The sequence below is a fragment of the Levilactobacillus namurensis genome (assembly GCF_032197885.1).
Taxonomy (GTDB): Bacteria; Bacillota; Bacilli; order Lactobacillales; family Lactobacillaceae; genus Levilactobacillus; species Levilactobacillus namurensis_A.
In genome coordinates, this window is record NZ_CP134159.1 from 478,103 (window position 1) to 496,347 (window position 18,245).

The window sequence follows — 18,245 nt, forward strand, 5'->3', positions numbered from 1 at the left end:
TTAGGTTAGTCAGCTGGGCTGTCCCAGATGTGATGTAAGATGTTAGTTTGTTCCCGGTCTGGGCCGACGGATAAGGTCGCAACGGGGACGCCGACCAGTTCTTCCAAGCGCTTCACGTAGTTCCGGGCGTTGGCTGGCAGGTCTTCTAGCGACTGGCAATGGGTGATGTCTTCATCCCAGCCAGGGAGTTCTTCGTAAATCGGGTGGCAGTTCTCCAGGTCTTTCAGGCTAGCGGGGTAATGGTAGATGGTCTCACCATTGAGTTCGTAGGCCTTGCAGAGCTTGACGGTCTTCAGACCAGTCAGGACGTCCAGGCAGTTTAAGGACAGGTTGGTCAGGCCGGAAACGCGCTTGGCGTGCCGTAAGACCACACTGTCGAACCAACCGATCCGCCGGGGGCGCTTGGTAACGGTACCGTATTCGTGGCCAGTCTCCCGGATGGTGTCCCCAATCTCGTCATGCAATTCCGTCGGGAAGGGACCGTCGCCGACCCGGGACGTGTAGGCCTTGCAGACGCCGACCACGTGGTTGATCTTGGTTGGGCCCACGCCGGCACCGATGGTTACCCCACCGGCAACGGGGTTCGAGGACGTCACGAACGGGTAGGTCCCGTGGTCGATGTCCAACATGACGCCTTGGGCCCCTTCGAACAGGACGTTCTTGCCCTGGTCGATGGCGTCGTTGATGACCACTGACGTGTCGGTCACGTAGGACTTCAAGAGTTGGCCGTATTGGAAGTAGGTGTCGAAGATTTCGTTGAAGTCTAACGGTTGTTCATCGTAGAGTTTGACGAAGAGGTCGTTTTTTTCTTCCAGGTTTTGTTTTAATTTTGCAGCAAACGTGTCGTGGTCGAGTAAGTCAGCGACCCGGATGCCGACCCGTTCGGCTTTATCCATGTAAGCGGGGCCGATGCCTTTATTAGTGGTCCCGATTTTATTGGTCTTGGTTTTTTCTTGGCATTTATCCAAGAGAATATGGTAGGGCAGAATCACGTGGGCCCGGTCAGAGATGCGCAGGTTATCCGTGTTCACACCGTTTTCGTTGAGGTAGTGCAGTTCTTGCACTAACGACTTCGGGTTGAGGACCACACCGTTACCGATCACACTGGTCTTGTCGGCGTAGAAGATCCCGGATGGAATCAACCGCAGCTTGAACGTTTGACCATTGAAGACGATGGTGTGGCCGGCGTTGTCACCGCCTTGGTAGCGGGCGATAACGTCTGCTTTTTCACTGAGAAAGTCCGTGATTTTTCCTTTTCCTTCATCGCCCCATTGACTACCAACTACTACTATTGATGACATAACAACACCCCATCGTTTTATTTTGCCAAGCCGAACGCTCAGCAAGAATTAGTTTATCAAGTTCGTAAATAAAAAGCAAGGTAAAAACGAACAATTATAAAATTTATTGCGGCTAAAGTTCTAATTAATTGCGGTGAAAACGAATTAATACCCCTAATCATTCTCTATAGAGTGGCGTTCTCCCGATAATCTATGGTATAATGCCTGGTGTTGAAAAACCGTAAATTCGAAATAATGTTCGTGTTTTGAACAAACTTATGGAGGGACTGCCAGTGCTATCACGTTATACACGCCCGGAAATGGGCCACATTTGGTCGTTGCAGAACCAATACGCCGCTTGGCTAGCCGTCGAGATCGCCATTGACGAAGCTTGGGCTAAGCTGGGGGAGATACCAGAAGAAGATGTGCGCAAGATTAAGGAGAACGCCCGCTTTGACGTGGACCGGATCGCCGAGATCGAAGCCGTGACCCACCATGACGTGGTGGCCTTCACGCGGGATGTGTCGGAGTCGTTGGGCCCGGAACGCAAGTGGATTCACTTTGGGGTCACCAGTACGGACGTGGTCGACACTGCGCAGGGCTACCGCTTGAAGCAGGCCAACGCCCAGTTGCGCCAAGGCATCGTCACGCTGACGGCAACGTTGAAGAAGATGGCGTTAACTTATAAGGATACGGTGATGATTGGCCGGACGCATGGCGTCCAAGCGGAACCGACCACCTTTGGGCTGAAGATTGCCCGCTGGTATTCGGAGATGCAACGCAACTTGGCCCGTTTCGACCGGGCGGCCAAGGGCGTGGAAGCTGGTAAAATCAGTGGAGCCGTGGGGACGTTTGCCAACGTGCCACCGGAGATCGAAGAATTCGTCTGCGAGCGCTTAGGTATCACGGCCCAGCCAATCAGTAGTCAGGTCCTGCCACGGGACCTGCACGCTGATTACATCGCGACTTTGGCGTTGATTGGGACCAGTATCGAAGAGTTTGCCACGGAGATCCGTAGCTTGCAGCGTTCGGAAATCCACGAAGTTGAAGAACACTTCAATCCGGGCCAGAAGGGTTCCTCGGCCATGCCACATAAACGGAATCCGATTGGTTCGGAAAACGTGACGGGGTTGGCGCGGGTCCTGCGGGGCAACGTGATTACGGCTTACGAGAACGTGAGTCTCTGGCATGAGCGGGACATCTCCCACTCTTCCGCCGAACGGATCATTTTACCGGAGAGTACCACGTTGCTGGACTACATGCTGCACCGGTTCAACCGGATTCTGACCAACTTGGACGTCTTCCCGGAGACCATGAAGGCCAACATGGGACGGACCTACGGCTTGATTTATAGTCAACGGCTCTTGTTGAAGCTGATTGAAGCGGGGATGAGCCGCGAAGCCGCTTATGACCTGGTCCAACCCTTGACGGCGCAGGCCTGGGACCAACAGGTACAATTCCGGCCGCTGGTGGAGGCCAGCGTGGGGATTACTCAGCGGTTGAGTCCGGCAGAAATCGCTGATGCGTTTGACTACCACTACCATTTACGCCGAGTCGATGATATTTTTCGGCGTTTGGGCTTGTTACCAGCCGCAAAATAATTTAAGATAGATGAGTTGAAAAATCCGCCACTGGACGAGCACCTAGTGGCGGACTTTTTACGTTTCCAAGTCATTTTGAGATAGCGTATAATCAGAAGTAACGAATACAAGAGCGAAGGGAGTCGAAGCACGCATGGAACAGCTTGATCAGGGATTGGACCAGCAACTACGGGAGTTGGTCAAGATGCCGAACCCTCAGGGAAAAATTGCGGATTATCGCAACCTGGTGGTGGGCTTGGTCGGCCTGCGTTTTCTCGCGCAGCGCTGGGAACGGGGGCTTGCTCAGCACGTGGTACCAGCAACGTTGGCGCGCCAATTAGGGTTCTCATTACCGGTTGACCAGACTTGGGCGGCGTTGGTTGCGCAACCGGAACCCACCCGGTTATCCCAGATGCTGGCCCATTTTGCGACTGAACCTGAGCCGTTTTTTAAGGGCCTATTTAAGCCAGTCAATCTGCAAAGTAAGTGCTTAGGCAGTACGGCAACGGCACGGCAGGCGGCGTTACGGGCCGTGATTGCGCAAGTCGATGACTTGACCGTATCGGCGACGGCCTGGGGAACGGTGGCCGACCAGCTGATTACGCGGTTTGCCTGGGTGATGCAGAAACAACGCGAAGCACCGTTTTACACGCCCCAAACCATTTCGGCGGTCTTGACGGGCGTGATTGGGGCACACACGACAGCTCTTGATAGCGTCTACGATCCGACCATGGGAACGGCCTCGCTTCTGTTGGCATTAGGCCAACGGGTGACCGTCGATCACTATGTGGGGCAGGAAGTCGATGAGGCCGTGGCAATGATTGGCCGGCTGAATTTGTTGTTGCATGGGATCTCGTATCAGCAATGTACGACTTATCTGGGGGATGTCTTAACTGCGGATCAAGCGGGGACCCAACAGTTCTCGGCCATTATTGCCAACCCACCTTATTCCGTGCATTGGGCGGCCAATCCGGCAGCCGATGATCCCCGGTTTGCGGCCTACGATAAGTTGCCACCGAAGTCCAAGGCCGACTTGGCGTTTATTGAACAGATGGTGTATCACTTAGACGATGCCGGAGGGGTCATGGCGGTGGCGCTACCTCACGGGGTGTTGTTCCGACAGGCGGCCGAAGGGGCTATCCGGCGGACCATGATTGAACGGGATAACCTGATAGACGCGGTAATCGGCTTGCCAGCCAACCTGTTTCCGGGGACGACTTTGCCCATGATGGTCCTGGTCCTTAAGAAGCACCGAACGATGCAGGACATTTTCTTCATGGATGCCTCGAAATTAGGTCGTAAGGGGAAAAACCAGACCGTACTAACGGCTGAACAGGTGGACCGAATCGTGACGACCTATCGTCAGCGCATCGATGTGCCTAATCTTGCGCACGTGGCATCGGCGGCGGAAGTGGCGGCCAACCAGTATAACCTGAATATTCCACGTTACGTGGACACCTATGTGGGGGAACCTCCCGTTGATTTGCAGCGGGTCACGCAAGAACTCCAGGCGACGCAAGCGGACTTGTCGCGTACGCAACAGGCTTTCAATCAGATGTTGGGCGAGTTAGCGGATAAACTGGGTGACCCGCAGAAGTTGGCGGATTTACAGCAATTACTAAAGAAGAGAGATTAAGAAAAATTCCTGAGCCGAATCGGTTCAGGAATTTTCTGTCTTGGTGTATTTATTTTGTCCAAGTGGCTAACTTGATTTTAAAACTCGCCGTCATAATAAAACAGAAAACTATATCTTTGTATCTCTGGACAAATCCGTAATCATATTATGCAATATTCTTGACACACCCCTATACTACTCAAATGCCATTTCTTTTATTTGATTTCTGATATAAAAAAAGTTCTGTCATTCATACAGAACTTTAATGGGTATTCTTAATAAAATCGAACAGATTAATGACGTCGGTATCAGCCATAACCCCAATCGGCGGGGTTCTCAACATATACTCAGTGGACAAAGTGTACGTCTCATGAGTATCAACGAATGAAGCCTTGTCTAGCCCCGCTTCTCGCCAAAACTCAATGGGATAGTAGAGCTTTTTCTACGTTTTGTCAATAAAGATGTTGTTAAATCAATGTTTTATGATGAGAAATTTAGGGTCTAGGTTCCGGAACGATGTTCTTCGTTCCGGAGCCTAGGCCCTATTGCTATTATTTTAGTGATTTATAGCCAGCTAAATAAGCCTTGGAGGTATCAAATTTTTTTCAAGGCTGGTATTATAAACTATAATGAATGTTACTTCGATTGAGGGCTCAGCTCATAGGAGTAAGGTTGATTCGTTTTTATCAGGTATAGGATTGTTTTAATAAGACGATCCATTTGACGGACGATGAGTTTCTTCTTTGAAGAAGAAGCTTCTCGTCTTTTTTCGTATGCATCGCGAATATGATTGTCGCCCATCTTAGGATTAAGCATAAGAACGACCGTCCAATACAAGATTCGGCGTGCATGGGGATTACCGTGTTTGGTGATATGGCGAGCGGATTGATGGTCACCGGAGTCAACTTCCGTTGTGTCCAGGCCGACATAGCTGTTCAATTGCTGACGGGTATTGAACCGTCGGATATCACCTAATTCACTAATTAGCCGAATGGCGGTACTGCCACCAATACCAGGGATTGTTTGAAGAAGCGTAAACTCTGACAAGGATTTACCTAAGGCCATCATGCGCACGACCTGCTGGTCCTGCGCTGCTTCTAGGGTGAGAACTTGTTCCGCCAAAGCTTTCATTTGCCGCGTGTTATCCGAAGTAACGGGTACGGCGTCACCATTCTGAGCGGCCAGTTTCCATAACTTTCGTGCGGCATCGTGAATACGCCTAGCGTTCATCCCTTTGAAATGTGCTGCTGATATTCGTGCTTCTAACGCGTTAAGGTCGCCAATTTCACGAACGATTTGTGCATGCGGGAAGAGTGTTAGGATCTTCCAAGCCAGCTTTGTATCGAAGTTAAAGCCACCCTTGGAGGCCCCAAATGACGCAAATACAAGCTGTAAGACACGATGAGCTCGATTGCGGGCCCGTTTCTTATCCTCATTGAGTTGGTCGTAATAACGGTTCATATCCGTTAATTCACGATAGATGGGATCCTGTTTGTAAGCTAGAAGATAGGGCTCTAACTGTTCGGTAAACTCGGTAATCGCCAATCGGCGCGCATCACGTTGATCGTTTTTTCTCATTCGCGTACCAGTGGCGATGCGATTCTTAGCCGCCAGGGGATTTAAAATATGGTAATTCAAATTTTCTTGTTGAAGGAAATACTCTAAGCGCCGGGAGTAAACACCAGTCGCTTCAAAGACGATTTCCGCTTTTCCGCCGAACTGAAGCTGGTCCCCTGTCAATAAAATAGACAATTTAAATAGAGACTTTTTTGTCCTATGCCACGACTAAATTTTGAATTTGAGTTTGATGCTCATCTTCAAGTTGCTTTGGTGATTTGAATCCACAGTGACTGTGAATTCTAACTGTGTTGTAAAACGTTTCAATGTACTGAAAAACTAGTCGTTTAGCTTCGGAGTATGAATGGATTTTAAACCGATTTATCCATTCACGCTTAATCAAGGCATGAAACGACTCAATGCAGGCATTATCCCAAGGATAAGCTTTCTTTGAATAGCTTAATGTCATGTTAGCTGTAACTTGATTGTAAGCTTCAGACGTAAACTGACTACCACGATCACTGTGCATGATTAATGGCTTGCTAATATGGCGACTGTGCTTAGTCTTTTCAATAAGTGGGATGACATTCGATACCTCCAAGGTTTCAGATAAGTCCCAACCAATGATCCGTCGGGAGTACAAGTCCATAATACTGGTTAAATAAACGAATCCGTCATGAACTGGAATATAAGTAGTGTCAATGCACCAAACGGCGTTTGGTCGCAATGGATTGAACTGCTCGTCTAAAATATTTATTAGCTGTTTATCAAACTTAGAATTGCGAGTGGTAGTCGTCCAAGGGGTTAGGTAAACGGCGTGAATGCCAAGTTCACGCATATACTTACCAACAGTTCGTTCAGCAATCTTATATCCTTTTGAGCGAAGTTCTTGGGTGATTTTGCCGGCACCGTAAATACAAAGGCTTTTGAGCCAAATTGCTTTAATTTCACCTTGAATAAACTTCTTCCGAAGCTTTCGCGGTGATTGGTGATTATGACGCTTTTCTCGTTGATAGTAACCACTTCTTGAGATTCCAACATAATCACACATACCATTGATGGAAGGGTGGGATTCCAAAGCGTGCTGAACGTCCATTTCTTGGTATACCTTTTCGGTAGTTACTTGCTCAGAATCCCGATTGATTTTTTTAACACTTCGATCGCTCCTTCAGCGTCACGAAGTTGACGCTTTAGTCGTGCAATCTCCTTGTCCTTATCGCTGGCAAAATTACCAGAGCCACGGCCAAACTCCCCAGTCTCAGTAAACAGCTTAATCCATTTATGTAATGTACTAGCCCCAATACCTAGATTCTTACTTATTTCATTCATGGTCATGTGATCCTTGTTATCTAAGTAATACTGAACGGCCTGTTCCTTAAATTCCTTGTCATAACTGTGCTTCGTCATTATTTGATCCTCCAATTTACTTCCTTAATTATACTAAATCAGAGTCTCTATTTAACTTGTACACTTTTTATTCTAGGCCCTAGCACGACGTGTTTCAGTTCATTAAATCCCAGTGCATCTAGAGGGACGGTCAGTTCTTTGGCGACGATTAAATCCGTCGCCACCGCAACGTTAGCTTTGTTTTTACTGACATCGATTCCAATAATTGTTCGCATAATCATATACCTGTCTTTCTGAAGTCTTCACGTCAGTTTTAGTAATCTCGTTTTCAAAACACGGCTTCGAGAGCCCAAATACTTTGATCAAATTGACTAAAACCAGTGAAGCGGCCATTTTTTATTACGGTCTCAAGGACCCAAAGCGCCCACGGCCTGTCTTCACTACCACTATAAAGTAATAGAGGCATAGGAGCACCCCGTCGGGTAACTTCTATGCCTCTAAGCTTAGTATTTTTTTATTACCGCTGATTTCGACTCATACTTAGTGGTAATTTTGAATACAGTAGCTTGTTGATCGTTGACTTTGACCAATAACGCTGGACGTGTTTTAATCGTCTTTCCATCGTCATAAGGGACGGCTGCTATGGCAATATCCATAAGATGGAACGAACTTTCGCTACTACTCATCTTCACTCATCCATTCAGCAAAGTGGGGTGACTTACTAGCATTAACCGTACCATCTTCATTATAAGAAACCACCTCGTTAGGAATACCAGCAATTAAGTTCGACCAGTCGAGGGCTGTCGGCTTTTTCCGGATTATAAGAGTTGCATCATCGCCTACAGTGATTTGTAGTGTAGTGCCACTAGATACGTCAATCATTTTTCGGATTTCAGCAGGAATCACTATCTGACCCTTCGTTGAAAGCTTAACGTTGAATACCTTTTGAGCTCCCCGTTTTTCAATCATTGTGAGTATCCTCCCTTTTAAATTGACAGCCTTACAAGTAAGTCATCTTACGTTCTTACTATTTATCAAAGTATTATACATCATTTTTAACTCATCTCCTAATTTTAGGTTCTTTCTTCTTAGTTTTCTATTTGCCGTAACTCACTAGGGGCAAAGTTTAGTGCCTCTAATGATAGGCCCTGGCGTAGTGCATAAGCTAGATCAGGATTTATTGCAATCAATAACTCCCGTTGCTCCTCGTCCAAATTAACGACTACATCATCTCCAACATTCTCTGAAACGTGTTCAGGAGAACCAACAGAACGATAGCTAATGATCGTTCCAACCATCCCCGCAAAATCATCAGTTGGGTCTACTACTTGAACGCGTTGCCCGACTAAGTTTACTTCTTTCATAGTTTTCTCCTTTTTTAACGCGTAGTGTTAGCTTTGTAATATTCAATTCATCACGTGATACTCAACCCACTTTTACCGGCTAAGATTTGCTCATGCACATTGAGGGTCATCCAAAGGAACATGGACTCTAAGCGGGTGTTCAAAGTGACCAACGGAATTTAAGTTATTGAAGAACGTTTCGATGTGTTGCCTTAGGTCCTTGAGAAGACTGCTGTTCACGGTTTTATGGTGGGCCATATTCTTACGTAGTGGTGTCCATAGGTCGATATGGTAAAACCGAAGGAGCTGGGTTTTCAGGGCCTTACTGAGGTAACCATCATTAGCTTCGGATGTTTAAAATCCATCATTGTTGAGCTAGTCTATCGACAACAGCGTGCCCGTGACCTTTTCCAATTGTAAGGGTTCACCTCAATTAATGGTTTGTTAACTTTAATAAAAAGCGTTGTGGTCTTAACCACTTCGGCCTCCTCAACGTGGAATTTAAGACTTAAATGCGGTAATGCGATTAAATCGGCATTTTTAGATGGAACTTTTAAGCAACTTGGAATTAAAAAAAGACCGCTTCAGCCGTGCAGGGCCGAAGCGGTCTTCTCTGAGGAGTGCACTTCATTAGGGGGAGAAGTGCAATTTGAGGAGTGGTCAGGTTTGAGGGGTCCTGACCAAGATAAATTCTCTAAGGGGGAGAATTTAAGGGATTGGATATAGATTTTGACTAGTAATCGTTGTTGGCGAATTACTATGATGTTTACTATACCCGCCATTTGTGAACGAAAAAGGGGGTAAACCGTGACGACTTTTCGATAAAAGTCTAAAGGAAGTTTTAAAGCTTAAGAGGTCCTTAAAGCTAGTCTGACAGCAATTCCGGGTCGAAGTAGGTGGTCAAAAAGTCGAGGACTCGGGCCCGGTAGCGTTGTGGATTGATCCAAAAACTCTCAGCGTGAGTCGCATTTTTCACAATCCATAATTGTTTAGCCGCGTGGGTCGCCGCGTAATTCTCGTACGCCATCCCGACCGGCACGTAGACGTCCTTCTCACCGTGGATGAACAGGATTGGCCGCCGGTTCTTCTTCAACTGGTCGATCGAGGTCACGTCGTTGAGGTAGTAGCCTAACCGCCGCTTCGAAATCGTACTGACCAGGGGTTCAATCGGGTATTTCGGCAAGTGGTACCAACGCTTCAAAAGGTAGACCAGCTCGGCCTCAACGCTGGAGTAGCCACAGTCGGCGATGATGGCCTTGACCTGGGGCGGTAACGTCTCACCCGAAAGCATCTCCATGGTCGCACCGCCCATCGAGACCCCGAACAGGAGAATCTGGACCTGGGAATTACTGCGGTCAATGACCTGTTGGATCCATTGCAGGTAGTCCAGCCGGTCCAACCAGCCGAAGCTGATGTACTTACCGGCACTTTCACCGTGACCCCGGTCGTCGGGCAACAGGACGTTGAAGCCCAGGTTGTGGTACATCTGGGCGAAGTTCGCCATGGTCTCACCGTTGCCCTTGTAACCATGAGCGATGATCACCGTACGGTTGTGGGGCGTTGCCGCCGGGATGTATTCGGCGACCATCCGGTTTTTGGGGTCGTGTTCGTGCAGGTACCAAGTTTCCTTAGGAACGGATTGGTACCAGTCCACGTAAGCGTAGTAGGCGTCCGCGTATTTTTGCTTCTCGGCGGACGTTTCGGGGACGTAGTTGACCCGTTTGAAGGCGAAGTTGAACAGGTGCTCGCTGGCCAATAAGGCAGTCGCGGCAGCACCTAATAGGGGTAAAGCTAAAGTGGTTGATTTCTTCAAGGGGGACTCATCCTTTCTCAATATGCAAAATACTTGGTCATTATAGAAGAAGCGTTGCGGCAACACAAGTTAGGCGATTGATGGTTAAGCTAAAAAGAGACGCGAAGGAAGAGCCTTCACGTCTGCGGATTATACTAAATAAAGTTGTTTTAACCGGTCGAGTTCCTTGTTGGTCAGCCCCAGCACATCGTGCAGGTAATCTTGAACACCGCCATACTGGGTATTAATGATCTTTAAGGCGGTATCGAAGTAGTCGGGGTTGACGCTTCCCAGCGCGGTCATATTCTGGATGAACGCGGCACTTTGACCCCGGTCTTGGGCATCGCGGGTCATCTGGTCTAGCTTGGGCTTTAAGTTCTGGTTAGTGGCCAGGTAGTCTTGACGAATCACCTGAGGATCCACCCCCAAAGCACTGAGAATCAAGAACGCCCCAATTCCCGTCCGGTCCTTGCCGGCGGTGCAGTGGAACAAGACGGCCGATTGGTCGCCGTCGTTAGCCAGCAGTACCTTAAAGAATTCCCGGTAAGCCGCTTGGGCACTGGACAGGGTCACTAGGTGCCGGTAGACCTCTAACATGTGCTGGTACCCCGCTTGCGGGTCCTGGGAGAATTGGCGCTCCAGGTCTTCACGCGCCGCGGAAGCGTCGGTCTGGTCGCCGTCGGGGAAGACGGGTAAGAACTGGTACTGCGCGCCAGCGGGCACCTTGTCAGGCGCTTGTTGACGTTCCTGCTTGGACCGGAAGTCCACGTCAGCCACCACGCCATAGTCACTTAGAAGTTGCTGGTCCGCCGGGGTCAACCCAGCCAGACTGGCGGTGCGGACTAGTTTATGCCATTTAACGGTATGACCGTCAACGGTAGGATACCCCCCGAGTTCACGGAAGTTCAGGCCGCCCGTCACCTTTAGAATCCGATTCTGTGTCATGCTTGAATACCACCCTTTCGTCGTGTTTCGCTGGCTCTATTTTAACGGTTTTTGGATAAATTACCTAATGATTCATTTCGAGAGGGGAAGCGTTTTTGGCTTAAACGCTGTATACTGTCATTAAGAGCGAAAAGAACTGATTAAGGTATAGAGAATAGGGTGGTAGTTGTGAGTTTGCGGGGGAAATGGTTACTTTTCAAAACCCAGCACAGTCAGCTGAAACGACAGCTTCAACAGGCCTTTTTAAAACCGAGTCGCCGGAATAACGCCGTCGTTCCAGACAAGTTTGCGACAGACATCGTTACCAAGGAGCGGCGGATCTTCGATGGCCGCATCTTTACGGCCGATTCCGGATCGCCATTACCGCAACACGTCATCTTATTACACGGTGGGGCTTACGCCATGCAAGGTATTGCCAGCCACCGGGAGATTATGGAAGCGTTGATTCATCAGGCGAATCTGCGGATCACCTACGTGGACTTCCCGCTAGTGCCGGAAGCCACGGTGGACCAGACGCTGATCTTTACGCTGAACGTGTACGATTATCTGCGGGCCCAGTACCCGGACGACCAGTTCTTCTTACTGGGAGATTCCGCGGGCGGGGGACTGGCACTCACGGTTCTCCAACAGTTGCGGGCCCAGCAAAAGCCGATGCCGGCGGGGAGTATCTTGATCTCGCCCTGGACCGACTTGAGCATGATGAATCCGGACCTCCAAACGGCCGCACGTCACGACCCGTACTTGACGCTAGAGACGCTCAAGCAGATTGGGTATGCCTATGCCGGTGACCACGCGGTGACCGACCCGCGCGTCAGTCCCATCTACGGGTCGTTCGATGAGTTGGGCCCCATCTTGATGTACTTCGGGACCAACGAACTGTTGCACGCCGATGACCAGCGCTTATTGCAGAAGCTGCGGGAAGCCCCTGGGACTCCGGTGGCGGCCCATGAGATGCGGGCCATGTTGCACGATTATTTGTTGTGGACCAAGTTGCCGGAGTCGAAACGGACCCTTAAGGCAATTAAACAGTTTATTTTGACCGGTCAGCTCGAGTAGGGCTGATCCATTCGATAACGAGTCGTCCTGCTAACCAGTGCGGGCGGCTCGTTTTTGCGTGCGTAATTGGGCGTGGAAAATAATGGTCTAACTAATTTGTCAGCTAAACGGTTCGTCGATTTAGTCAGGTGGCTAACCCAACTTAGGGTGGTCGAGTGGTTGACAGATGACACGGTCGTGGGCCTGAATAGCTGGGTCGTGGGCGCGACCGGCCGGACGGTTGTGGGAACGGGCTCATCGGGGGCCCACTAGGGGGCTCAATGGTGGGGCGGTTTAATTAACTAACCGAACTTAATTAACCAAAAGGTTGCGACCAAAGACCGAATGAATGAGCCGAATGCGATAATCTTAACGTGAACCCTGCTATACCGGAATTGTAAGGGGAGCTGGTTCGCAATCTTGGGACTGGTGCCCAATTAAGAGAGGAAGCGTGGTTTGATGCGTTTACAAAAGTTACAACAAGTAGAAACGATCACCACCAATTTTCGGCTTCACCAATTCAAGAAGAGTTGGGCGACGGCGGCGATCTTATTAGTCAGTACCGGATTAGGCATGGCCGGGCTAAGTCAACCCGCCCACGCGAGTACGGTTAGCGATGCAGATTCGACGGCGCAGGTGACCTCAACGGCGTCCACGACGCCAACGAGTGCCACGTTGCGGTCCACCACGACTAGCCAACCCACGGCCACCAGTTCGTCAACGGTGACCAGTGCAACGACCACGACCACAACCAGTGGTTCGGGGACGCAGAGCAGTACGGCGACCGCCACTTTGACGGTTCCTCCGGTTAGTGGCCCGACTAGCCCTACGACCACGACGGATACCACGACCGGTTCAACTGCTAGCACCCCGACTAGTGCGCCGACTACGACCACTAGCACGGCGACTAGCGGTACGACGGCCAGCACCCCGACCACTACCACCAGTTCAACCACGGCGGGGACTAGTGTGACGACTGGCACAACTACGGGAACTGCAACGAGTACGACTGGCACAACTACGAGAACGACCACTGACACGACGGGGACCACTACCGGAACTACGTCGACCACGAACCCAGCCACGTCGTTGTCCACGACTACGGACGTTCAGCCCAATAGCGCCGCGGCTTTACCGGACAATACGGTGGTTACCTTTGGCGATAGCGGCATCGCACAGAACGTACAAACGGACTTAGGGGTCACGGGTTCCGTGACCTTAGGGGATCTGCGGCACTTCACGGGAACGACCCTGAACATCGGGACCGTGAACACAGCGTTGCCGGTGACGGGGACCTTAGCGGGGATGCAGTACTTACAGGCACTTCCCCAGACGTCTAAAGTCAGTCTGTACATGACCTATCCGTCGGCGAACCTCGACCTGTCGCCGTTAATGCCCGTCCACTTTAGCCAGTTGAGCCTGATGATTCACGACATGGGTCAGGTCAACCTGGCGCCTCTGAAGCAAGTCGACCCGTCCGATATCAGCCTGCTACAGATCTACGGATCAACGCGTTCTGACTTACAGGACTATCAACAAAACGCCAATGGATTGACCAACGCCCAACTGGCACAGTTGGGACCTTGGTTGACGGCAATCGATGAAGCCGGGCACAACACGACGTTTAACTTTAACGATAACTCGCTCACGGACTTTTCACCGTTGAAGGGGTTCACTAAGCCAGCGTTAGTCACGGGCTTGGGACAACGGGTCAACTTGAACGCGACGCCGGTCAACTTCGTTGTGGGCCAACCTGGCGTCTTCACCGCGACGCCGTTGACGGGCCTGCAGGGCGAAGACCTGACCAGTCACTATCAAAGCACTTGGAACAACTATCCGACCCAGACCACGATGGCGCAATCCCAAGAGCTCTTCTTGACGCCGGTCAGTGGGCATGAATTCAAGATTGCGACGGCGTACCCCACGATTCCGGACGCCAACTGGTTTGCCTACGGGTTACGGGGCTACTACCATTTCGAAACCACGGCGGATTACCCGAACTTCATCATGTTGACCTACCCGAATGGCGTGACCTTCAACTACGACGTGATGGTCTATCAACCCGCTAACTGGTTACCGGCACCCGAAGTCTACGTTCGCTACCTGGACGGTAATACCGGCCAAGCCTTACGGACTGCGACGGTGACCTACGGGACCAATATCGGGGACAGCTATGACCTCAGTCAACAGGCGCAATTGCCGAACTATCAACTGGATACCACGCGGAGTGCACCTTTGACAGGGAACTACACCCAGGATCCACAATACTTGACCATGACCTACACGCCGGAAGTGGCGGGCGGCATCACGGTCAACTACCTGGATGCGGCCGGCCACGACATCGCACCGGCGACCCAGTTGACCGGTAATGTGGGTACGGCCTACACGGCGACGCCCGCGACCGTTGCCGGGTATACTGCTGGTGCGCCGTTGACCGGTAGCCTGCCCGTGAGTGGGACGTTGTCGTTAGCGGCTGGGGAAATCAGCTATTCGTACACGCCGAATACCCTGACGCGCACGATCCAGTACCTGGATACCACGACGGGGCAGGTCTTGAAGACGCAGACGGTGACCGGTCCTTACCTGAGTACAGCTGACTACCAGCCGACGACCCAACTCGACCAGTATCTGGCTGAAGGGTACCGGTTGGTGGCTAATCCTTACAGTGCCACGGCGGCGTTTACCACGCCTGAGCCGACAGCGACCTACCAGATTGAGCTGGCCCATCAGTTGACCACGTTGACACCAACCACGCCGGACTTGCCGAGTGACGTGGATCTGACGCACACCGTGACCCGGACAATCCAATACCAGGACCTCTTTGGAGAAACGCTGGCGCCTAGCACGCAACAGGCCGTGACCTTTACCCGCACGGCAACCCGCGATGACGTCACGGGTGCGCTGACCTACACGCCGTGGCAAGCGGTGGGCGCGAGCGACTTTGCGGCCCAACCGGTTCCGGCGATTGACGGCTACTTGCCAGAAATGACCACGGTTCCGGCAATCGCCGCCATCACGGCAACCAGTCCCGATGTTACCACGACCGCGTGGTACCAAGGTATCCCGGAAAGCGCGCCGCAAGAACCCCAAGGTACGCCGACTACACCATCCACGCAGCCTACGACCGATACCACGACCACGCCAAGCCCGTCCGTAACGTCGCCGGCGCCAAGTACGCCAATCACCACGCCAACCACGACACCGACGCGACCAACCTTGGGCCAGGTCATCGTGATTACCGTGGGACCGGAAGGCACACCATTGCGGCCAGTCCAGACCTTGCAAGGCCCACTGGCGACCCCTTACCAGATCACGGCGCCTAAGCTGACCGGTTACCGGTTGACCAGTCCGACGACCATCACGGGGACCTACACGGCCACGCCGAAGACGGTCCGCTTGGTTTATGCGGCCAGCGCGACCGACGCGACCACGCCGGTCAGCCAGTCCGTACCAACGTTAACGAAGACGTCGACCGCAACGGCCCCGGCAACGGGAACTACGGCGGCACCAGCCAAGACCTTGACCGCAACGCCGACCGCGGAACGGCTCACGCCACAGTCGCCGCGCTTGCCACAAACCGCAGAGCACCGTTCAGCTACGAGTCGGTGGGGTTGGTTGCTCTTAGGATTGACCGGCTTGCTGGCCAGCGTGAAGGGTTGGTTCCGCCGCGTTAAGGACTAGTTCCGTAAAATCATGAGTATTGAACGTAAAAAAACGAGGAATCGATTCGCTTTGAGAATCGGTCCCTCGTTTGGTTTTATTTCGTTAAACGTCCACGTGGTGTTTCAGACTCGGGAAGACGTGCTGGTCGGCCCAGGCCATCACGATGCCTTGGGTGACTAGGGCCCAGACGGTCCCGAAGCCGATAGCGTGCAGCTGACCGGTCATCAGGTAGGACAGCACGATGATGATCACCGGCGGCAGGTAGCTGGCCCATTGTGCAATCACCGCCGACCCGTGTAAGAATCGGAAACGGATGATGTAGGACAGGTCGTCGTTGGGGTGCATGATGATGTTGCAGCGCTGGTAGATCGAGACGGCGAACGCCACTCCGAACAGGCCGATGATGTCGACGATGACCCGACCGGTCAGACTCAAGTGGCCCACACCCAGCCAGTCCCAGAAGTAGCCGATCCATTCGACCAGGTAGCTAAAGGGGACGATGTACAGCAGGTTGGAGATCAGCCGCCGCCGGTCGAACTTCCCCAATAAGAGTTGGTTCATCAGGGTGATTACGATGCCGTAGCCGAAGAGCGTGGTCCCTAGGGGCACGTGGATCCAGTTGGCGAGGTTGACGGACGACCCGGTCCACACGGCACTCCCCAGGTTAGTGGAGATGGTCAGGGCGTTGGCCGCGGAGTTCAGGACGATGGAGAATGCCAAAAAACGCATCCGTTGTCCAAAGTCCTGCATCTTCGCCACGATTGTCACCTCTCCTCTCAAGTTTGTCCAATTTAAAGTCTAGCTGAATGCTTGTGAAAAGAAAAGGGCAAATCCCAAATTGCCGGCTTTTTCGCCCGGTGCACGCAAAATGAGACGGATTAGCTGGAAGATTCTGGGGAGGCGGCGGTCCTCCAAGTCAACGAAAGAATTCAGATGGAATAGTTAACAAAAGGCGCAAAGAACCTTATATTAGAGGTGTAACTAAAATTAAAGCGAGGTATAAATCATGACAGAACGGCAGTTGATTCAAGAAATCTTGAACTCCGAAGCGATTGAATACCACTTCGAAAACGTAGACGAGGATTCGAAGGAATACACGCTATTATTAAAGCGCTTAGATAAAGACGTGCGGCCCGTTGAAGAGCTCAATGAGGAAATCAAGCACTACTTTAAGAGTGCGGATTTCAGCTACCAAGAAGAGCTCAATCCCAAGGGTGTCGATGCCGACATTCGTCTGGTGATCAAGCGGTAATCATAGAATCGAGGAGTGGTCGGTCGCGTTGGTGGCCGACCATTTTTAGTGGGTGCGCGGCGTGTGGTATCCTAAAAGCAGTCACTTGAACAAGGAGGCTCACGTATGACCCTAGAAGAACTGTACCGCACCATGGCCCAAACGATGGGGCCGCAACCCTGGTTGCGACCGGGGACCCCGTGGGCGGAGACGCCGGTCGAAATCATGCTGGGCGCCATTCTGGTCCAGAACACCAACTGGCGTAACGTGGAACCATCGTTACGTCAGCTCAAACGGGTGACTGGTTTTGCCCCCGCCAAGTTACGGTCCTTAACGCTAGACGACCTAGTCCCGTTAATTCGGACCAGCGGGTTCTACCAACGTAAGGCCGCAGCGATTCTGGCACTGGCGACGTGGTTGGGCCAGCACCACGACGACTTGGCTGCGCTGCGTCAGATGCCGGGCGACCAGTTACGGACCGAACTTTTGGCAATCACCGGCATCGGCAACGAGACGGCTGACTACATCTTGATGTACACCCTCGACCACGGGACCTTCATGGTCGACACCTACGCCCGGCGGCTCTTTACCTGGCTGGGCGCGACCATGCCCAAGACCTACCCGGCGTTTCAAAAGCGGGTCCGTTCCCAGTTGGACCTGCCGTTAAGCGATTGGCAGGAGTTTCACGCCTTGATCGACGAGTTCGGCAAGGCCCATAAGACCGCAGCCGACTTTGCGGCGTCCTTCTTAGCGGGACACCAGTTGACGGTCTGAATCCTTAAGCAACGGTAAAGGAACTGCACGACTCAGCACTTATTGGAAGCACCCACCCAGGCTTCGTGATATGATAGGTGCAA

The 18,245-nt window shown here is 51.6% G+C and carries 16 protein-coding genes and 1 pseudogene; 6 read left to right on the forward strand and 11 right to left on the reverse strand.

Annotated elements, in window-relative coordinates; all coding sequences use genetic code 11:
- Positions 1 to 5: 5 nt before the first annotated feature.
- A complete protein-coding gene (locus RIN67_RS02075) occupies positions 6 to 1,301 on the reverse strand; it encodes an adenylosuccinate synthase (protein WP_024747181.1) in 1,296 nt (431 codons plus the stop codon).
- A 272-nt stretch (positions 1,302 to 1,573) separates the two neighbouring features.
- Here RIN67_RS02075 and purB point away from each other — a divergent pair, with 272 nt between their 5' ends.
- Positions 1,574 to 2,881, forward strand: coding sequence for an adenylosuccinate lyase (purB, locus tag RIN67_RS02080; RefSeq protein ID WP_264999661.1), 1,308 nt, complete (start codon positions 1,574 to 1,576; stop codon positions 2,879 to 2,881).
- A 133-nt stretch (positions 2,882 to 3,014) separates the two neighbouring features.
- The gene (locus RIN67_RS02085) at positions 3,015 to 4,496 is read left to right on the forward strand and encodes an SAM-dependent methyltransferase (RefSeq protein WP_264999662.1); all 1,482 of its coding nucleotides are present in this window, start codon (positions 3,015 to 3,017) and stop codon (positions 4,494 to 4,496) included.
- A gap of 615 nt (positions 4,497 to 5,111) precedes the next feature.
- Here the strand turns inward: RIN67_RS02085 and RIN67_RS02090 are convergent.
- From RIN67_RS02090 to RIN67_RS02125, 9 genes and pseudogenes are all read right to left on the reverse strand, one after another.
- The gene (locus RIN67_RS02090; protein ID WP_313826066.1) at positions 5,112 to 6,227 is read right to left on the reverse strand and encodes an IS110 family RNA-guided transposase; all 1,116 of its coding nucleotides are present in this window, start codon (positions 6,225 to 6,227) and stop codon (positions 5,112 to 5,114) included.
- Between the two features lie 22 nt (positions 6,228 to 6,249).
- Entirely contained in the window at positions 6,250 to 7,128 is an 879-nt protein-coding gene (locus RIN67_RS02095; RefSeq protein ID WP_265000484.1) for an IS3 family transposase, read from the reverse strand.
- 23 nt (positions 7,129 to 7,151) lie between these two features.
- Entirely contained in the window at positions 7,152 to 7,439 is a 288-nt protein-coding gene (locus RIN67_RS02100; RefSeq protein ID WP_003688751.1) for a transposase, read from the reverse strand.
- A gap of 47 nt (positions 7,440 to 7,486) precedes the next feature.
- Positions 7,487 to 7,660, reverse strand: a complete 174-nt coding sequence (locus RIN67_RS02105; RefSeq protein WP_313872937.1) for a hypothetical protein — start codon at positions 7,658 to 7,660, stop codon at positions 7,487 to 7,489.
- 397 nt (positions 7,661 to 8,057) lie between these two features.
- Positions 8,058 to 8,348, reverse strand: a complete 291-nt coding sequence (locus RIN67_RS02110; protein WP_265000176.1) for an AbrB/MazE/SpoVT family DNA-binding domain-containing protein — start codon at positions 8,346 to 8,348, stop codon at positions 8,058 to 8,060.
- Positions 8,349 to 8,467: 119 nt separating this feature from the next.
- A complete protein-coding gene (locus tag RIN67_RS02115) occupies positions 8,468 to 8,743 on the reverse strand; it encodes a hypothetical protein (RefSeq protein ID WP_265000175.1) in 276 nt (91 codons plus the stop codon).
- Between the two features lie 50 nt (positions 8,744 to 8,793).
- A pseudogene (locus tag RIN67_RS13360) lies at positions 8,794 to 9,067 on the reverse strand (IS982 family transposase); the annotation flags it as partial.
- A 520-nt stretch (positions 9,068 to 9,587) separates the two neighbouring features.
- The gene (locus RIN67_RS02120; protein WP_265000174.1) at positions 9,588 to 10,535 is read right to left on the reverse strand and encodes an alpha/beta hydrolase; all 948 of its coding nucleotides are present in this window, start codon (positions 10,533 to 10,535) and stop codon (positions 9,588 to 9,590) included.
- Between the two features lie 129 nt (positions 10,536 to 10,664).
- The gene (locus RIN67_RS02125) at positions 10,665 to 11,459 is read right to left on the reverse strand and encodes a tyrosine-protein phosphatase (protein WP_265000173.1); all 795 of its coding nucleotides are present in this window, start codon (positions 11,457 to 11,459) and stop codon (positions 10,665 to 10,667) included.
- 168 nt (positions 11,460 to 11,627) lie between these two features.
- Here RIN67_RS02125 and RIN67_RS02130 point away from each other — a divergent pair, with 168 nt between their 5' ends.
- Together RIN67_RS02130 and RIN67_RS02135 are read left to right on the forward strand one after the other, a co-directional pair.
- Entirely contained in the window at positions 11,628 to 12,515 is an 888-nt protein-coding gene (locus RIN67_RS02130) for an alpha/beta hydrolase (protein ID WP_313872938.1), read from the forward strand.
- 438 nt (positions 12,516 to 12,953) lie between these two features.
- Positions 12,954 to 16,175, forward strand: coding sequence for a mucin-binding protein (locus RIN67_RS02135; protein WP_265000171.1), 3,222 nt, complete (start codon positions 12,954 to 12,956; stop codon positions 16,173 to 16,175).
- Between the two features lie 84 nt (positions 16,176 to 16,259).
- Here RIN67_RS02135 and RIN67_RS02140 read toward each other — a convergent pair whose 3' ends face one another.
- On the reverse strand, positions 16,260 to 16,916 hold the full coding sequence (locus RIN67_RS02140) for a hypothetical protein (protein WP_056944805.1): 657 nt from the start codon (positions 16,914 to 16,916) through the stop codon (positions 16,260 to 16,262).
- Positions 16,917 to 17,163: 247 nt separating this feature from the next.
- On the opposite strand from RIN67_RS02140, the gene RIN67_RS02145 reads away from it, so the two are divergent.
- A complete protein-coding gene (locus tag RIN67_RS02145) occupies positions 17,164 to 17,409 on the forward strand; it encodes a hypothetical protein (RefSeq protein WP_056944804.1) in 246 nt (81 codons plus the stop codon).
- Between the two features lie 105 nt (positions 17,410 to 17,514).
- Positions 17,515 to 18,162 carry an endonuclease III domain-containing protein gene (locus RIN67_RS02150; protein ID WP_265000170.1) on the forward strand — a complete coding sequence of 216 codons (648 nt, stop codon included), beginning with the start codon at positions 17,515 to 17,517 and terminating at the stop codon, positions 18,160 to 18,162.
- Positions 18,163 to 18,245: the final 83 nt, after the last annotated feature.

What these genes read in the sequence shown, in the direction of transcription:
- RIN67_RS02075 (WP_024747181.1), bottom strand. Translation starts at nt 1,301, where the DNA reads ATGTCATCAATAGTAGTAGTTGGTAGTCAATGGGGCGATGAAGGAAAA.
- RIN67_RS02085 (WP_264999662.1), top strand. Translation starts at nt 3,015, where the DNA reads ATGGAACAGCTTGATCAGGGATTGGACCAGCAACTACGGGAGTTGGTC.
- RIN67_RS02095 (WP_265000484.1), bottom strand. Translation starts at nt 7,128, where the DNA reads ATGGACGTTCAGCACGCTTTGGAATCCCACCCTTCCATCAATGGTATG.
- RIN67_RS02100 (WP_003688751.1), bottom strand. Translation starts at nt 7,439, where the DNA reads ATGACGAAGCACAGTTATGACAAGGAATTTAAGGAACAGGCCGTTCAG.
- RIN67_RS02105 (WP_313872937.1), bottom strand. Translation starts at nt 7,660, where the DNA reads ATGATTATGCGAACAATTATTGGAATCGATGTCAGTAAAAACAAAGCT.
- RIN67_RS02110 (WP_265000176.1), bottom strand. Translation starts at nt 8,348, where the DNA reads ATGATTGAAAAACGGGGAGCTCAAAAGGTATTCAACGTTAAGCTTTCA.
- RIN67_RS02115 (WP_265000175.1), bottom strand. Translation starts at nt 8,743, where the DNA reads ATGAAAGAAGTAAACTTAGTCGGGCAACGCGTTCAAGTAGTAGACCCA.
- RIN67_RS02125 (WP_265000173.1), bottom strand. Translation starts at nt 11,459, where the DNA reads ATGACACAGAATCGGATTCTAAAGGTGACGGGCGGCCTGAACTTCCGT.
- RIN67_RS02135 (WP_265000171.1), top strand. Translation starts at nt 12,954, where the DNA reads ATGCGTTTACAAAAGTTACAACAAGTAGAAACGATCACCACCAATTTT.
- RIN67_RS02145 (WP_056944804.1), top strand. Translation starts at nt 17,164, where the DNA reads ATGACAGAACGGCAGTTGATTCAAGAAATCTTGAACTCCGAAGCGATT.
- RIN67_RS02150 (WP_265000170.1), top strand. Translation starts at nt 17,515, where the DNA reads ATGACCCTAGAAGAACTGTACCGCACCATGGCCCAAACGATGGGGCCG.